This is a genomic window from Amycolatopsis oliviviridis, from assembly GCF_014654365.1.
Lineage (GTDB): Bacteria > Actinomycetota > Actinomycetes > Mycobacteriales > Pseudonocardiaceae > Amycolatopsis > Amycolatopsis oliviviridis.
In genome coordinates this window covers 300,977-315,851 of the sequence record NZ_BNAY01000003.1, presented here as the reverse complement: position 1 = coordinate 315,851, position 14,875 = coordinate 300,977, and the positions used below count along the sequence as shown (strand labels likewise).

At 67.8% G+C, this 14,875-nt stretch carries 14 protein-coding genes, 1 tRNA gene and 1 pseudogene; 10 read left to right on the top strand and 6 right to left on the bottom strand.

All coding sequences use genetic code 11. The features are described from left to right. The first annotated feature begins 122 nt into the window (after window positions 1–122). On the top strand, window positions 123–3,635 hold the full coding sequence (gene dnaE / locus IE302_RS14540) for a DNA polymerase III subunit alpha (protein WP_191255057.1): 3,513 nt from the start codon (window positions 123–125) through the stop codon (window positions 3,633–3,635). On the opposite strand, the gene IE302_RS14535 is transcribed toward dnaE, so the two are convergent. Then, entirely contained in the window at window positions 3,616–4,233 is a 618-nt protein-coding gene (locus IE302_RS14535; RefSeq protein ID WP_191255056.1) for a TetR/AcrR family transcriptional regulator, read from the bottom strand. The genes dnaE and IE302_RS14535 overlap by 20 nt on opposite strands. Before the next feature lie 59 nt (window positions 4,234–4,292). On the opposite strand from IE302_RS14535, the gene IE302_RS14530 reads away from it, so the two are divergent. The 6 genes and pseudogenes from IE302_RS14530 to IE302_RS14505 all read left to right on the top strand — a co-directional run bounded on the left by IE302_RS14530 (window position 4,293) and on the right by IE302_RS14505 (window position 9,257). Further along, window positions 4,293–5,810, top strand: a complete 1,518-nt coding sequence (locus IE302_RS14530; protein ID WP_191255055.1) for an MFS transporter — start codon at window positions 4,293–4,295, stop codon at window positions 5,808–5,810. Next, on the top strand, window positions 5,807–6,394 hold the full coding sequence (locus tag IE302_RS14525) for an SDR family oxidoreductase (RefSeq protein ID WP_191255054.1): 588 nt from the start codon (window positions 5,807–5,809) through the stop codon (window positions 6,392–6,394). Before IE302_RS14530 ends, IE302_RS14525 begins: the two co-directional genes overlap by 4 nt. Window positions 6,395–6,404: 10 nt before the next feature. Beyond that, window positions 6,405–6,776, top strand: a pseudogene (locus tag IE302_RS14520) (aminotransferase class V-fold PLP-dependent enzyme); the annotation flags it as partial. A gap of 34 nt (window positions 6,777–6,810) precedes the next feature. Then, window positions 6,811–7,818, top strand: a complete 1,008-nt coding sequence (locus IE302_RS14515; protein WP_191255053.1) for a methyltransferase — start codon at window positions 6,811–6,813, stop codon at window positions 7,816–7,818. Window positions 7,819–7,851: 33 nt separating this feature from the next. Next, a complete protein-coding gene (locus IE302_RS14510) occupies window positions 7,852–8,652 on the top strand; it encodes a metalloregulator ArsR/SmtB family transcription factor (protein WP_191255052.1) in 801 nt (266 codons plus the stop codon). 5 nt (window positions 8,653–8,657) lie between these two features. Then, window positions 8,658–9,257: a dihydrofolate reductase family protein gene (locus IE302_RS14505; protein WP_191255051.1), complete on the top strand. Its 600-nt coding sequence runs from the start codon at window positions 8,658–8,660 to the stop codon at window positions 9,255–9,257. Here IE302_RS14505 and IE302_RS14500 read toward each other — a convergent pair. Further along, window positions 9,239–10,030, bottom strand: a complete 792-nt coding sequence (locus IE302_RS14500; RefSeq protein WP_191255050.1) for a hypothetical protein — start codon at window positions 10,028–10,030, stop codon at window positions 9,239–9,241. The two genes, IE302_RS14505 and IE302_RS14500, sit on opposite strands and share 19 nt — an antisense overlap. A gap of 52 nt (window positions 10,031–10,082) precedes the next feature. After that, window positions 10,083–10,343, bottom strand: a complete 261-nt coding sequence (locus IE302_RS14495; protein ID WP_191255049.1) for a hypothetical protein — start codon at window positions 10,341–10,343, stop codon at window positions 10,083–10,085. 178 nt (window positions 10,344–10,521) lie between these two features. On the opposite strand from IE302_RS14495, the gene IE302_RS14490 reads away from it, so the two are divergent. Together IE302_RS14490 and IE302_RS14485 are read left to right on the top strand one after the other, a co-directional pair. Further along, complete coding sequence (locus IE302_RS14490) at window positions 10,522–11,961, top strand: ATP-binding protein (RefSeq protein ID WP_191255048.1); 1,440 nt, start codon at window positions 10,522–10,524, stop codon at window positions 11,959–11,961. Window positions 11,962–12,023: 62 nt separating this feature from the next. Continuing rightward, window positions 12,024–13,139, top strand: a complete 1,116-nt coding sequence (locus IE302_RS14485; RefSeq protein ID WP_191255047.1) for an MBL fold metallo-hydrolase — start codon at window positions 12,024–12,026, stop codon at window positions 13,137–13,139. 27 nt (window positions 13,140–13,166) lie between these two features. Here the strand turns inward: IE302_RS14485 and IE302_RS14480 are convergent. Next, a tRNA-Leu gene (locus tag IE302_RS14480) sits at window positions 13,167–13,240 on the bottom strand. Between the two features lie 125 nt (window positions 13,241–13,365). Between IE302_RS14480 and IE302_RS14475 the strand changes: the two genes are divergently transcribed. Continuing rightward, window positions 13,366–13,587 (top strand): DUF3618 domain-containing protein, encoded by a 222-nt coding sequence (locus IE302_RS14475; protein ID WP_191255046.1) that lies wholly within the window; start codon window positions 13,366–13,368, stop codon window positions 13,585–13,587. Window positions 13,588–13,590: 3 nt separating this feature from the next. Here IE302_RS14475 and IE302_RS14470 read toward each other — a convergent pair whose 3' ends face one another. Both IE302_RS14470 and IE302_RS14465 read right to left on the bottom strand, forming a co-directional pair. Then, complete coding sequence (locus IE302_RS14470; RefSeq protein WP_191255045.1) at window positions 13,591–14,001, bottom strand: hypothetical protein; 411 nt, start codon at window positions 13,999–14,001, stop codon at window positions 13,591–13,593. Window positions 14,002–14,234: 233 nt separating this feature from the next. Next, window positions 14,235–14,792, bottom strand: a complete 558-nt coding sequence (locus IE302_RS14465) for a TetR/AcrR family transcriptional regulator (protein WP_191255044.1) — start codon at window positions 14,790–14,792, stop codon at window positions 14,235–14,237. Between the last annotated feature and the right edge of the window lie 83 nt (window positions 14,793–14,875).

The window sequence follows — 14,875 nt, the reverse complement described above, 5'->3', positions numbered from 1 at the left end:
GTGTTCCCTCCCTACAACTTCCGGTTGTGGACGCTCGCGTGTCGCTTGTTGGACAGCACCGGTGCGCCTTGGGTCCAATCGCCGCGTCGGACCGGAATCGTACAACTGTCGGGAGTGGAACGGTGGACTCCTTCGTGCACCTGCACGTTCATACCGAGTACTCGATGCTCGACGGCGCGGCCAAGATCGCGCCGCTGTTCGCCGAGGCCCAGCGGCTCGGCATGCCCGCGGTGGGCATGACCGACCACGGGAACATGTACGGCGCCGACGAGTTCTACCGGCAGTCCGTCCAGGCCGGGCTCAAACCGGTGATCGGCATCGAGGCCTACCTCGCGCCCGAGTCGCGTTTCCACAAGAAGCCGGTGTTCTGGGGGCGGCGCGGTGACGGCGGCGACGTTTCCGGCGGCGGTGCGTACACGCATATGACCATGCTGGCGGAGAACGCGACCGGGCTGCGGAACCTGTTCAAGCTGTCCTCTCTGGCCAGCCTGGAGGGCTACTACCGCAAGCCCCGGATGGACCGGGAGCTCCTCGCCCGGCACCACGAAGGCGTCATCGCCACCACCGGTTGCCCGTCCGGCGAGGTGCAGACCAGGCTCCGGCTCGGCCAGCCGGACGAGGCGATCCAGGCGGCCTCGGACTACCGCGACATCTTCGGCGCGGACGGCTTCTTCCTGGAAGTGATGGACCACGGTCTCCCCATCGAGCGTTCCGTGCGGGACGGGCTGCTGGACATCGGCCGCCGTCTCGCACTGAAACCCTTGGCCACCAACGACTCGCATTACGTCACCCAGGATCAGGCGCCCGCACATTCGGCGCTGCTGTGCGTCCAGTCCGGCAAGACCCTCGACGATCCGAGCCGGTTCAAGTTCGACGGCGACGGCTACTACCTCAAGTCCGCGGAGGAGATGCGCCGGTACTGGGACGCCGAAGTCCCGGGCGCGGCGGACTCCACGCTGCTCGTCGCCGAACGGATCGAGCCCTACGACGACGTCTACCGGCACGTCGACCGCATGCCGGTCTTCGAGGTCCCGGAAGGACACGACGAGGAGTCCTGGCTGCGCGAGGAGGTCGCGGCAGGGCTCCGGAGAAGGCTGCCTGACGGCGTCCCCGACGCCTACGTCGCCCGCGCTGACTTCGAGATCGGCGTGATCGCGGAGAAGGGCTTCCCGGCGTACTTCCTGATCACCGCCGACCTGATGAACCACGCCCGTCAGGTCGGCATCCGGGTCGGGCCCGGCCGCGGTTCGGCGGCGGGCTCGCTCGTCGCGTACGCGCTCGGCATCACCAATCTGGACCCGATCGACCTCGGCCTGCTCTTCGAACGGTTCCTCAACCCCGAACGGGTCTCCATGCCGGACATCGACATGGACTTCGACGACCGGCGCCGCGGCGAGATGATCCGCTACGCCACCGAAAAGTACGGCGCCGAGCACGTCGCGCAGGTGATCACCTTCGGCACCATCAAGACCAAGGCGGCCATCAAGGACTCCGCACGTGTCCATTATGGACAGACCGGCTACGCGATCGCGGACCGGATCTCGAAGACGCTCCCGCCGCCTGTCGCGGCGAAGGACATCCCGCTCGCCGGGATCGTCGAGCCGGACCACGAGCGGTACGCCGAAGCCGCGGAGGTCCGCGCGCTGCTGGAAGGCGACGGCGAGGCGGCCAGGATCTTCGAGACCGCCCGGGGGCTCGAAGGGCTGATCCGCAACGCCGGCGTCCACGCCTGCGCCGTCATCATGTCGAGCGAACCACTGCTCGACGCGATCCCGTTGTGGCGGCGGGACGACGGCGCGGTCATCACCGGCTGGGACTACCCGTCGTGCGAGGCCATCGGCCTGCTGAAGATGGACTTCCTCGGCCTGCGCAACCTCACCGTCATAGGGGACGCGCTGGACAACATCAAGGACAACCGCGGCGAGGACATCGATCTCGACACCCTCGGCGTCGACGATCCGGCGACCTACGCACTGCTCGCCCGCGGCGACAGTCTCGGCGTCTTCCAGCTCGACGGCGGCGCGATGCGGGATCTGCTGCGCCGCATGGGGCCCACCGGTTTCGGCGACATCATCGCGGTGAACGCGCTGTACCGGCCGGGTCCGATCGCGATGAACACGCACAACAACTACGCGGACCGCAAGAACCGCAGGCAGCCGGTCGAGTCGATCCATCCGGAACTGGCCGGGCCGCTGCGCGAGATCCTGGCCGAGACGCACGGCCTGATCGTCTACCAGGAACAGATCATGCGGATCGCGCGCGACGTCGCCGGCTATTCCATGGGCCGCGCCGACGTGCTGCGCAAGGCGATGGGCAAGAAGAAGAAAGAGGTGCTGGAGAAAGAGTTCGAGGGCTTCCGGGACGGCATGGTCGCCAACGGGTTCTCCCGCGAGGCCGTGCAGGCCCTCTGGGACGCGATCCTGCCGTTCGCCGGTTACGCGTTCAACAAATCCCACGCCGCGGGTTACGGTCTGGTCGGTTATTGGACCGCGTACCTGAAAGCGAACTACCCGGCCGAGTACATGGCGGGCCTGCTGACCTCGGTGGGGGACAACAAGGACAAGTCGGCGGTCTACCTCTCGGAATGCCGCAGGCTGGGGATCAAGGTGCTGCCGCCGGACGTCAACGAGTCGGGGCTCCGGTTCTCGGCGGTGGGGGACGCGATCCGCTTCGGCCTCGGCGCGGTGCGCAACGTCGGCGCGAACGTCGTCGACTCGATCATCGCGACGCGGCGGGAGAAGGGAAAGTACGCGTCGTTCACCGACTTCCTCGACAAGGCGGAACTGGTGGCCTGCAACAAACGTGTCGTCGAGTCCCTGGCCAAGGCGGGCGCGTTCGACTCGCTCGGGCATACGCGGCTCTCGATCCTGCGGGTGCACGAGGACGCGGTGGACGCCGTGGTGCCGTTGAAGCGCAAGCAGGCGATGGGCCAGTTCGATCTCTTCGGCGCGGACGAGGAGAGCCAGGACGACACCTCGCCGCTCGCTCACCTCAGGTTCGGCGTCGAGGAGTGGCCGCGCAAGGAACTGCTCACCTACGAGAGGGAAATGCTCGGGTTGTACGTCTCCGCGCATCCGCTCGACGGCGCGGAACGCGTCCTGCGCAGGCACGCGCCCCGTCCGATCGCAGCGATCCTCGACAATCCGCCGCGGGAAGGGGAACTGGTCGTCGCCGGGCTCATCACGTCCTTGGAGCGGCGGGTGAACAAGAAGGGCGAGCCGTGGGCGATCTGCACGATCGAGGATCTGGACGCCGCGCTCGAAGTGCTGTTCTTTCCCAAGGCGTACGCGTTGTTCGTGGCGGATCTGGCCGAGGACAACGCCGTCCGCGTCAGTGGCCGGGTGAACTGGCGGGAGGACAAGATGTCCGTGTTCGGCGGCGGCCTGGTCCCGCTCGACCTTTCCACGGCGGGGGACGAGGAACCGCCGCTGACGCTGCACGCCGTCGCCGGGAGGCTGACCGAGGACGTGGTCCTCGAACTGAAGCGGACTTTGCTGGCGCACAAGGGGGAGATCCCGGTCCGGGTCGAGCTCGCCGGGACGGTGTACGCGCTCGACGACTATCCCGTCGCCGTCAGCTCGATGCTCCTCGGCGAGCTGAAATCCATCCCCGGCATCACGCCATCCCGTGGGTGACCCCCGCTTTCGCCCGCAGCGCGGGGAAGTCTCGTGCCAGTCCCGAGAGCAGGCTCGTGACGGCCCGCTCGAGCTCGTCCTCGGTGACCGGCGCGTGCCCGAACAGCAGCCGGTAGTGGACGAGGGAGGCCAAGGTGTCGACGGTCAGCGTCAGATCGGTGTCCTCGCGCAGGTCACCGCGTTCGAGTGCCAGTGAGAGCGTGGCGCGGACCGCCTCGCGCGGCGGGTCGAACAGGGTCTCCATGAACGTGGTCCGCAGGTCCGGGTCGGCCGAGCAGTCCGCGAGCAGCGGGCTGAAGAACTCCGGCCCCATGCAGGTGAAGGTCCGCGCGAACAGGTTCAGGGCCTCGGTGAGGTCGCACAGGGTGCAGCCGGTGTCCGGCGTGACGACCCGGCCCAGCCGCCGCCGGAGCTCGGCGAGGACGAGCGATTGCCGGTTCGGCCAGCGCCGGTAGACCGCCGCCTTGCTCACTTCCGCGCGTTTCGCCACCTGTTCGACGGCCAGCGTGCGGTATCCGGTCTCCTCCAGGATCGCGGAGACGGCGTCCAGCACCGCTTCGTCGATGTGCGTGTCCCGGGGACGGCCGCCCTGCCTCATTGCCCGATTCGCCCCTTTCCGGGTACCGTTGGTTTCGAGTCGGTACGTATCGTATCTGAATGGGGGGCACGATGGAACCGAAAGCCGGACGCCGGGAATGGCTCGGTCTCGCGCTGCTCGCACTGCCCTTGTTCGTGCTGGCCATGGACGTCAGCGTGCTCTTCCTCGCCGCGCCGCACATCGGGGCGGACCTGGCGCCGGGGCCCACGCAATGGCTGTGGGCGATGGACGTCTACGGCTTCATGATCGCGGGTTTCCTGGTGACGATGGGCGCGGTCGGCGACCGCATCGGCAGGCGGCGGCTGCTCCTGATCGGCTCCGTGGCGTTCGCCGCAGCCTCGGCACTGGCGGCGTTCGCGACCTCCCCGGAGACGTTCATCGCCGCGCGAGCCGTCCTCGGCCTGGCGGGGGCGACGCTGATGCCTTCGACACTCGCGCTCATCCGCACCATGTTCCGCGACGACCGGCAGCGCACCACCGCCATCGCCGTCTGGATGACGACGTTCTCCGTGGGTGTCGCGCTCGGGCCGCTGGTCGGCGGGGCGCTGCTGCAGGTGTTCTGGTGGGGGTCTGTCTTCCTGTTCGCCGTGCCGGTGATGGCGCTGGTCGTGCTGCTCGGCCGCGCGCTCCTGCCCGAAAGCCGGGTGGCGGCGCCGGACAAGGTCGATCCAGCCAGCGTCGTCCTCTCGGTGACCACCATGATCGCGCTGGTCTACGCGCTCAAGGAACTCGTCGCCGGCGGCCTGGACGTCATCGCCGTCTCGGTGCTGGTTCTCGGAGCCGTCGCCGGCACCGTGTTCGTCCGGCGCCAGCGGGCGATCCCGAATCCGCTCGTGGCGCCCGGCCTGTTCGCGTCCCGCGTCTTCCGCGCCGCGCTGACCCTGCTGACGATCGGGATCTTCACCATCACGGCGGTGAACTTCTTGGTGCCGCAGTTCCTGCAGATGGCCGTCGGGCTGTCTCCGTTGCGGGCGGGCCTGCTCACGGCGCCGATGGCGTTGTCCGCGATCGGCGGTTCCCTCGCCGCGCCCGCCCTCGCGGCCCGCTGGGGGGCCGCCACCGTGATCGCCACCGGTGCGTTCGTCTCGCTGGCGGGCTATCTCGTGCTGGCGCAGTCCGGTTCGGACGATCCACTGTGGACGGTCATCGTGGGTGGCGCGCTCGCCGCGTTCGGGCTGAGCCCGGCGACCGTGCTCACCACGGACCTCGTGGTGGGAGCGGCGCCGGAGGAGCATGCGGGAGCCGCGGCCGCGCTCTCGGAGACGTGCGGCGAACTCGCCGTGGCGCTGGGAATCGCGGTCATGGGCACCCTCGTCACCGCCGTCTACCGGCTGCGGCTGGACGGTCTGCTGCCACCGGGAATCGGTGACGCCGCCCGGGAAAGTCACACCGTGGCCGAACGGGTCGCCGCGGGGCTGCCGCCGGACACCGGACAGGCGGTGCGCGGAGCCGCGCGGGAGGCCTTCGGCGTCGCCTTCTCGACGGTGGGTTACGTCTGCGCCGTCGTCACCGCCGGCCTGGGTGCTTTGGCTGTTCTGCGACTACGGCGCCGCGACGGCATTACGGTGCGGGTATGAAGATCCTTGTTGTCGGCGCCACCGGGACGATCGGTGCCGCGGTCTCCGAAGCACTCACCGCACGCGGGCACACCGTGTTCCCCGCGTCCCGTTCCGGCGAGCTCAGGGTGGACGTCGAGCGGCCCGCCACGCTGGACGCGGTCTTCGACGCCGAACCGGGGATGGACCATGTCGTGTGCTGCGCGGGAAGCGGCTCGCTGGTTCCGGTCGACGGCGGCACCGACGAAGAGTTCGTCCAAGGGCTGCAAGGGAAACTGCTCGGCCAGGTGTTCCTGCTGCGGCACGCGATCCCGCGTCTGCCGGACGGCGGTTCGGTCACGCTGACCGCGGGGCGGATCCCGGAGACCTTGCGCGGCAGCGCGTTCGGCGTCCTGACCAACGCAGGCCTCGAAGCGTTCGTCGCCACCGCGGCCCGCGAACTGCCCCGCGGTCTCCGCGTCAACGTCGTCAGCCCCGGCTGGGTGAGCGAAACGCTCGCCGCGCTCGGCGAACCGGACGGTGGCACTCCGGCGTCGGTCGTCGCGCGGAGCTACGTCGAGGCGGTGGAGACCGCGGGCCTGACCGGACGGACGCTGACGCCGTAAGTGGACACGGTTCTACGTGCGGGAGTCCTGTTTGGACCTGCTGCGGCCGCTGGAGCCGGGCTGGAACTCGGTCGTACACCGGGAGGGCTGGGACAACCCGGCCTACGTTCCCGACGTGACGGCCCGAAGGCTGGAAGGCGGCATGCCGAACGTCGCCGGAATCGGTGCGACAGTGCTTTCGGACCGCGACGCCGGGTATCGCTCGGGAATCGTGTCCGTGCACGTCGACGGGATACCGGCTCCATTGCCGACGGAACGGCTCAAGGCGCGGGGGATCGCGTGCTCGGCGAGATCCGGCGGGCTCCGGATCTCGCCGCACGGCTACAACACCGAGGAGGAAATCGATCGCCTGATCGCCGCGGTCCGGGAAATCGCCGCCTGATTTTCGCTTGACCGCACTGCCAAAGTCGACAGTCGTGACCACTCATGACAAGGACAGGCAAGAATTCCTCCGGCTGGCCGGGCTCGCGACGCCGATGGCGCTGCGGGTCGCGGTCACCCTCGGACTGCCGGACCGGTTGACCGGTGAAGGCGCGGCCGCCGCCGAACTGGCGGCGGAACTCGGCCAATCCCCGCTCGCGCTCGATCTGCTGCTGGGGCACCTGACCACCCTCGGCGTCCTCGAACGGACGCCGGACGGCTACCGCACCACCGAATACGGAGCGAAACTCCGCGCCGACGCCGGAAACGGACTCGCCGGGCTCCTCGACATGAACGCCGCCGGCGGGCGGGGCGAACTAGCGTTCATCGAACTCGCGCACAGCGTCGCCACCGGCCAGGCGGGCTACATCCGCCGCTACGGCAAGGATTTCTGGACCGATCTGGCCGAGCAGCCCCGGCTGCGGGAGAGCTTCGACCGGCAGATGACGCAGCGGTTCCTGACCCAGGTGCCGGGTCTCGTCGCCGGTTTCGACTGGTCCCGGTTCGACACGATCGTCGACGTCGGCGGGGGTCACGGCAGTCTGCTCGCCGCGATCCTGGCGGCCAATCCCTCGGTGCGCGGGAATCTCGTCGATCTCGCGCCCACCGCTGCCGCCGCCGAGAAGGAGTTGCGTGAGCGGGGGCTCGAAGACCGGATCGAGGTCACCGCGGGCAGCTTCTTCGATCCGCTCCCGGCGGGCGCGGACGCGTACCTACTGTCGGACATCCTCCACGACTGGGACGACGAGCACGCCCATCGGATCCTGGCCAGGTGTGCCGAGGCGGTCCGTCCGGGAGGGCGCGTCCTGGTCATCGAGGCCGTCGGCGGGCTCGGGGCGCAAACCGAGTGGGACCTGGTCATGCTCGTGCTCTACGGCGGCCGCGAGCGGCGCCTCGACGAGCTCCGCGAACTCGCCGCCGCGCACGGTCTGGTCTTCGACTCCCTCACCACGCTGACCGGGGAGCGCAGCCTGCTGGAGTTCCACCGCCAAGATATTCCTTGACAAGAATATTCTGCTGCATGAATACTTCTCGGCATGGAGCAGATCGCAGCAGCCCTGGGAGACGGAGCGAGGTGGCGCATCGTCGAGCTTCTCGCCGAGCGGCCCCGGTCCGTCGGTGAGCTCGCCGAGCTGACCGGTCTGCGGCAGCCGCAGACCACCAAGCACCTCCAGACCCTCGCGCGCGCCGGTCTCGTGACGGTCTTCCCGCTCGGGCAGCGTCGCGTCTACGCGGTCGAGGCCGCCCGGCTGAAGGACTTCGAAGACCGGCTGCGGGCGCTGATCGCGACCATCGAGGCGAACGAGGGCGAGCGCGATGTCCTCACGCGCTATCAGGCAGCGATCAGCGAGAGCGCGGCGGCCGCGGACCGTGACCGGTGGGCGGACGGGCGGGCGTTCTCGTTCGACCGGCTGCTCACCGCCCCGCGCAACGATGTCTGGCGGCACTGGATCGAGCCCGAACTGCTGGCGTCGTGGTGGGCGCCGCCCTCGATGACCGTCACCGACTGCGTCATCGAGCCCTGGCCCGGTGGCCGGGCGGTGCTCGACTACCGCGACGCGGAAGGGCGATATCGCTCTGCGGGCGAGGTCCGCGCCGCGTCCGAATTCGAACACCTCGAATTCGACCTCTCGGTGCTGGACGCCAAGGGGGACACCTTTTTCACCGGGCACTACGCCCTGGACTTCACCGAGGCGCCGGGCGGGACCCGGCTCCGGCTCGACCTGCGCATCACCGAAACCACCGTCGAGGCCGTGCCTTTCATCGCCGGGATCGAAACCGGCTGGGGCCAGGTGCTCGACAACCTCGCAACCCGGCTCACTCAGGAAAAGGACTGAACGACATGACGAACCCGACCGGCCGCCGCGTCACCGCGAACATCGGCCTCAGCCTCGACGGCCACTACAGCGGCCCGGGCGGCCCCGGCGACATGGGCGCGATCGTTTCGTACGCCACCACCGACGTCGCCCGCGCTCACCTCGGCCGCATTCACGAAACCGCGACCACCGCGGTGCTCGGCAGACTGAACGCCGAAGGATTCCTGGGCTTCTGGCCGACGATCGCCGCCGACGAGAACGCCGACCCACGCGACCGCGCCTACGCGAAATGGCTGGTGGACGCCGAAAAGGTCGTCTTCTCCACGACCCTGACCGAAGCGCCCTGGGACCGCGCCCGCATCGTCGACGCCCCGGCCGCCGACGTCATCGCCGACCTGAAGGCGAACGGTGAGGGCGACATCCTGGTCAACAGCAGCGCGAGCGTCATCAAGGCCCTGCTGGCGGACGACCTCGTCGACCGGCTGTACCTGATGATCTGCCCCGAGATCACCGGCGGCGGGCAGCGGCTGTTCGTCGACGGCCTGCCGGCTTCGAAGTGGACGCTGGCTTATCAGGAGGTCGGGGAACTGGGAGAGATGGCGCTGGTCTACGACCGCGTCCGCTGATCCGCGTCGAGTTCGAGAATCGTGCTCGCGATTTCCGACGGGAAGAGAGTCGACCAGACGATCTCACCGGGGGCCGGTTCCATCGCCGCCAGTTCGGACGGCTCGGGTTGCCAATCGTCCTTCGTGACGCCGGGAACGCAGTCGAGGAGCAGGGCGAAGATCTCCGGATCCGGGATTCCTTCGGCGATGATCGCCAGGTATGCCTCGTGGCCGTCATCGATGCGGACAAGAGCCTTGATGCGGTGGTGCTGGAATTCGGCCACGGCGAGTTCGCCGATGGTGAGGGACAAGGCGATGAGGTGGATGACAAGTCGCTTCATCTCACGTCGCCAGGCCACTGCTTGCTCGCCACTGAGGCGCTTCCAATCCCAGACGATGGGGAGGAGGCGAGTGGTCGAAACGGTCTTGCCTTCGGTGCACTCGCGCCTGATCGATTCGTAGAAGTCACGTTGCGGACTTTCGGCTTGACGATGTCCGGCCGCGCCGATCCACCAGGCGCCGACTTCGTGCGGAAGTCCGTCCGGCAGGTCATCGCCGAGCAGCCGGGTCACGACTGCTCGGCGATCGCTGGTTTTGACCTTGAACCACACGCGGTCGTGCAGTGACAAGATCCGCTGAGCCCCACCGGCGTCGCGAAGTGCCGGGACAGCCTGAGCGGTGACGACGATCGGATTGTCGATCTCGTCGAGCGGGTGGCCGAGGTCCGGCAAAGGAAGTCCGAGATCGGCAAGGCATCTCTTGGTCGGACGGACGCCGACTGTGACCTGAGTCATGATCAAATGCTAGAGAACGGGCTGTCGGCCGGAACAACCGATGCGAGCCGAGCTACTTCGGTACTCCGCCGAGTTCATCGAGTTCCTCACCGCTGAATCCGGTGAGCAGGGAGACCGCGGCCGCGTCGGTGCCGTTGAGCTGTCCGAGGGCGGCTTTGATCCCAGCGTTGATCTCGTCGCGGTGTGCGTCGATGTACTCGCGGACGGCGGCATCGACGATGTCCTTTTTCGAGCGCGACAAGAAGTGAGCCGCGTGGGACACGAGTTCATCGGTCGCGGCATCCACCTTGATGGGCGCGGTGGCGGCAGCCATTTTCTGACCCCTCCTCGAATGAGGCCGATTGACCCTCGGGTACCAGAGTACCATCGACTACTTGGGCTTGCCGAAGTGAGGACCGTCGGCTCGCATGGGGCGGATCGCCTCGCCGGGCCGGGTAAAGTATGATTCAATCTAAGTAAGATTCAATCATACTTAGGTAAGGTCAGAGTTTGTGAGATTTCAAGGGCGTTCGAACGATCTGGCGCTGCTGAGCAGGCGGTTGCGAGTGGTTCGCGAAGCGGTCGCGACGACCCCTGGGCAAGCCGTGATCGTCACGGGTCGCCGTCGTGTGGGGAAGTCCCGCTTGGTTCAGGAGTTCTGCGACCGCTCAGATGTGCCGTACGTGGTCTTTCAGGCCTCCCGTGGCCGGAATCCGGCTGCCGAGCGCGGCGACTTCATCGCGGCGCTGGCCCAGTCCGCGCTCCCCGGTGCTGATCTCGTCGCCGGAGCGGCCGGCGCTGACTGGAACCAGACCTTGCGCGCCCTGGCGGTCGCTGTTCCCGAACATGAACCGAGCATCGTCGTCCTGGATGAGGTGCCTTGGCTCGTTGAGCGGGACAGCGAGTTCGAGGGTGCCCTTCAGACCGTTTGGGATCGGTACCTGTCCGCCAAGCCTGTGCTTCTGCTGCTCGTCGGCAGTGATCTTTCGATGATGGAGTCCCTGCAGGAGTACGGTCGCCCCTTTCATGGTCGTGCCGCCCGCATGCTTGTCCGCCCTCTCGATCCCGGCGACGTGCAGGAGATGACCTCGCTCGAATCGGCGGAGGCGATCGACGCGTTCCTGATCACCGGAGGCTTTCCTGAGATCGTCCAACGCTGGAAGCCGGGCATCGACCGGAAGGCCTTCTTGCGCGATCAGCTCGCGGACCCGCTCTCTCCCTTGCTGATGGCCGGGGAGCTTTCGTTGCTCGGTGAAGTCCCCGAGCCATCGCACAGCCGCTCGGCTCTTGAGGCGATCGGTACCGGCGAACGGACGTTCAGCACGATCGCCAACCGGATCGGAGCCGGGGACCCGATCCCGTCGGGCACCCTCGCACCCATCTTGAACAGCTTGACGGCCAAACGCATCGTCGCCGTCGACAATCCGCTTGCCATCCGTCCCGATACCAAGAACAAGCGCTACCGGATCGAAGACTCGTACCTTCGGTTCTGGTTGGCCTTCCTGCAGCGGGGGATCGCCGAAGTCGAACGCGGTCGAGGCGATCTGGTCGCCGCACGGATCGAACGATCGTGGACATCGTGGCGGGGCCGCGCCGTCGAACCAGTCATCCGGACCGGTCTCTCCCGGCTGCTGCCCGACGACCGCCTGCCCGAAGCGGAATTCGTCGGTGGCTGGTGGAACAGGCAGAACAACCCGGAGATCGACCTGGTCGGCGTCGACCGTGAACGGCCCGCCGCGACTCGCATCGCGTTCACCGGCTCGATCAAGTGGCTGGAAAACGACCTTTTCGGGAAGCGCGAGCTGGAAAGCCTCATCGCCGGATCCATGTCGATCCCAGGACGTGACCACAGCACTCCGCTGGTCGCCGTCTCCCGCAGCGGTGTCGAGGAAGGACTGCCGCTGGCGGCCACTTTCGGCCCGGACGAGCTCGTCAAGGCATGGCGGCGCTGATCGCCGGAGTTAGGTGGTTCTCGCCGACGCGAGGCAGGGTGCGTCCGCGCGATCGTCGTGTCATGAATCGCGAACCGAAGCCCCAGGTACCAGGTCCGCTGACCAGGCGGACGATTCTGCGGTCGAGCGCCCTCGCGGCGGGTATGGCCACGGTCGGAGCCTTGTCCCCGGCCGTGGCCGGAGCGGCGGAACCGCGCACCACGCCGGCCGGCGGGACCGAGCTGGTCATGCTCGGGACCGGCGCGGGCCCGACGCCCTCGCGTGGACGATTCGGCATTTCGAGCGCGCTCGTCGTTCGCGGTGACGTCTACCTGATCGACTGCGGGCTCGGCGCGGTGTCGCAGTACGTGCGTTCGGGGCTGGACCCGGCGCGCTTGAAGGGCATCTTCATCACCCACCTCCACGCCGATCACATCGCCGACTACTTCACCTTCGCGTCGTTCATGGCACCTCTGATCATGTCCACGACCGGCCGTGTACCGACCATCGACGTGTACGGCCCGCCCAGCGCAGGGGCGCTTCCCGACCGTCCCGGCGCGAAGTGGGTCGCGCCCCACCGCCCGACTCCCGGCCTCGCCGATCTGACGAGGCTCTCCAACGAGGCTTTCGCCTACTCCAGCAACACGTTCATCGCCGAAGGGATCGGCTTCGACCCGGCCACCACGCTTCGGGTGCACGAGATCGAGCTGCCGGACGTGGGCGTGTCACCGATCGGCGACACGGCGCCCGCCATGAAGCCCTTCCCCGTGATGCGCGACGAAAACATCGAGGTGACGGCGATCCTGGTGTCGCACGGCGCCGTCTTCCCCAGCCTGGCGTACCGGTTCGAGACCGAGCGCGGCTCCGTGGTCTTCTCCGGGGACACCACCCTGACGCCGAACATCCCCACGCTGGCCGCCGGCGCGGACCTGCTCGTGCACGAGGCCAACGACCCGCAATGGTGGCACGAGCACGGAGCTTCGGAGGAGTTCGTGGAGCACATCCGGGAGACCCATACCGACGTCCTGGACCTGGGCACGGTGGCCCGTCAGTCGGGTGCCGGTTCCCTCGTGCTCAGCCACATCGGCGATTTCCAGCCGCACGCGGCGTGGGAGCGGCGGGCCCGGCTCGGCGCACGCAGGGGCGGGTATCGCGGGAAGGTGACCGTGGGGAAGGACCTCATGCGGTTGACCGTTTAAGGCGCTTCCGAAGCCGGACGTGCTGGGTGGGCCCGGAGAGACTCGAACTCTCACTGGCACGGACCTAAACCGTGTGCCTCTGCCAATTGGGCTACGGGCCCCCAGTGCTGCCCCGAAATCGTAGCGTGCGACACGATCGGCCCTTCTCGGCGTGGCCGGTGCCACTGAAGAGGGCGGCGTCCTCTAACGTGGGCTTCCAGCAAGTCCGTCGCGGCGAGGAGGACACGTGGCTCGCGATCCCGAGACCATCGAGCGTGAGATCGAGCAGGCCAGGAGCGCGCTGGTCGCCACGCTCGACCAGCTGGGCACGAAGGCGAACCCCGCGAAGCTGGTGGATTCCGCGAAGACCGGTCTGCGCGCGAAGCTGGACGAGCCCAAGGTGAAGTACCCGCTCATCGGCGGGGCGGTGCTGATCGGCGTGCTGCTGATCCGCAAACTCCTGAAGTAGGTCTCAGGAGGTCTGGGCCGCCTTGGCGGGTGTCTTGGCAGGCTCGGGCTTCTGCTCGGTCTTCGCCTCGTCGACGACCTTGGGGAGTTCCTTGCCCTGGGGCACCGGGGGCTTGCCGCCGGTCTTCTCCTTGGCCTTGCCGTTCGCCGGGGGAGGAACCTCGAGCGGTTCGATCTCCGGGAGCGTCAGCCTCGCCGTCATGTAGGCCGCGGTGAAGTCGAGCGCACTGCCGTTGAGCAGGTGCACCACCGTCGACCGTTCCGGCGGGGACAGTTTCTCGACCAGCTGGTCGGCCCGGTCCCGCGCGGCGATGATGCCCGGCGCGCGACCGGTCAGTTCCTTGCCGGAGCCGCTGACCGTGACCTTCCAGTCGTCGTCCTCCTGGACGTACGACGCGGTGATCGGTTCGGTCATCCGCCTCACCCCTCTCCTCGCGAGCATGCGTCACTCTGTGGACTTCGCCACGCACTCGTCATGACGCCACTTTCGGGTGGTGGCGCCCCCTCCTGACCGAGGCCGTGACTGTCCATCAGAGTTTCTACAGTGTCATCGATACAGTAGGACAACTCTGTGTCACAAGACACTGGCGGCAATGTGCTCTGAGTGACGACCGAATGGCCTAATGCACGCGCATCTTCACAGTCGTTTCAGCGGGCCCTCGCGGACAGGCCCGACCAGAGGACGTCCATCGCGTATTCGGTCGCCAGTTCGGGGCTGACGTCCTCGTGTCGCTCGCACCAGATCGCGAGCCGTTCGCACGCGCCGACGACGAATTCCGCGGACGCCTCGGCGCGCAGGTCGTCGCCCGAGTCGAAGTAGCCGCTCATCAGCGCGGCGATCAGGTCGGTCTGCTGGCGCCGGGTCTGCTCGATCTCGTCGGCGGCGCCGGTCCCGATCAGCACCATCTCGTGGCGGAGCAGCGACCAGGCCTGCCGTCGTTCCCGGATGAAGACGAAGAAGGCGAGCAGGCCGCGCCGCAGCGCGTCCTCGGCGGACGTCGCGCCGACGGTCGCCCGTTCGGTGACCTCGCGCAGCGCCGTCCGCGACTGCTGGATGCAGGCCAGCAGCAGTCCTTCTTTCGAGTTGAAGTACTCGTAGAGCATCGGCTTGGAGACCCCGACCCGCTCCGCGATGTCGTCCATCGACGCCGCGCTGTAGCCGCGTTCGGAGAAGACTTCCTCGGCGATTTCGATCATTTGTCGCATCCGGTCTGCCCGGGGCATGCGTTTGCGCTTCGCCGTCGTCACCACGACACTCTACCGAAGGTAACCTACTTCAAGTAAGGTGA

Bases quoted from the DNA above. Each gene is read 5' to 3' on its own strand.
- IE302_RS14485 (WP_191255047.1), top strand. From the start codon at position 12,024: ATGAATCGCGAACCGAAGCCCCAGGTACCAGGTCCGCTGACCAGGCGG.
- IE302_RS14500 (WP_191255050.1), bottom strand. From the start codon at position 10,030: ATGACTCAGGTCACAGTCGGCGTCCGTCCGACCAAGAGATGCCTTGCC.
- IE302_RS14505 (WP_191255051.1), top strand. From the start codon at position 8,658: ATGACGAACCCGACCGGCCGCCGCGTCACCGCGAACATCGGCCTCAGC.
- IE302_RS14510 (WP_191255052.1), top strand. From the start codon at position 7,852: ATGGAGCAGATCGCAGCAGCCCTGGGAGACGGAGCGAGGTGGCGCATC.
- IE302_RS14465 (WP_191255044.1), bottom strand. From the start codon at position 14,792: ATGCGACAAATGATCGAAATCGCCGAGGAAGTCTTCTCCGAACGCGGC.
- IE302_RS14495 (WP_191255049.1), bottom strand. From the start codon at position 10,343: ATGGCTGCCGCCACCGCGCCCATCAAGGTGGATGCCGCGACCGATGAA.
- IE302_RS14535 (WP_191255056.1), bottom strand. From the start codon at position 4,233: ATGAGGCAGGGCGGCCGTCCCCGGGACACGCACATCGACGAAGCGGTG.
- IE302_RS14530 (WP_191255055.1), top strand. From the start codon at position 4,293: ATGGGGGGCACGATGGAACCGAAAGCCGGACGCCGGGAATGGCTCGGT.
- IE302_RS14525 (WP_191255054.1), top strand. From the start codon at position 5,807: ATGAAGATCCTTGTTGTCGGCGCCACCGGGACGATCGGTGCCGCGGTC.
- IE302_RS14470 (WP_191255045.1), bottom strand. From the start codon at position 14,001: ATGACCGAACCGATCACCGCGTCGTACGTCCAGGAGGACGACGACTGG.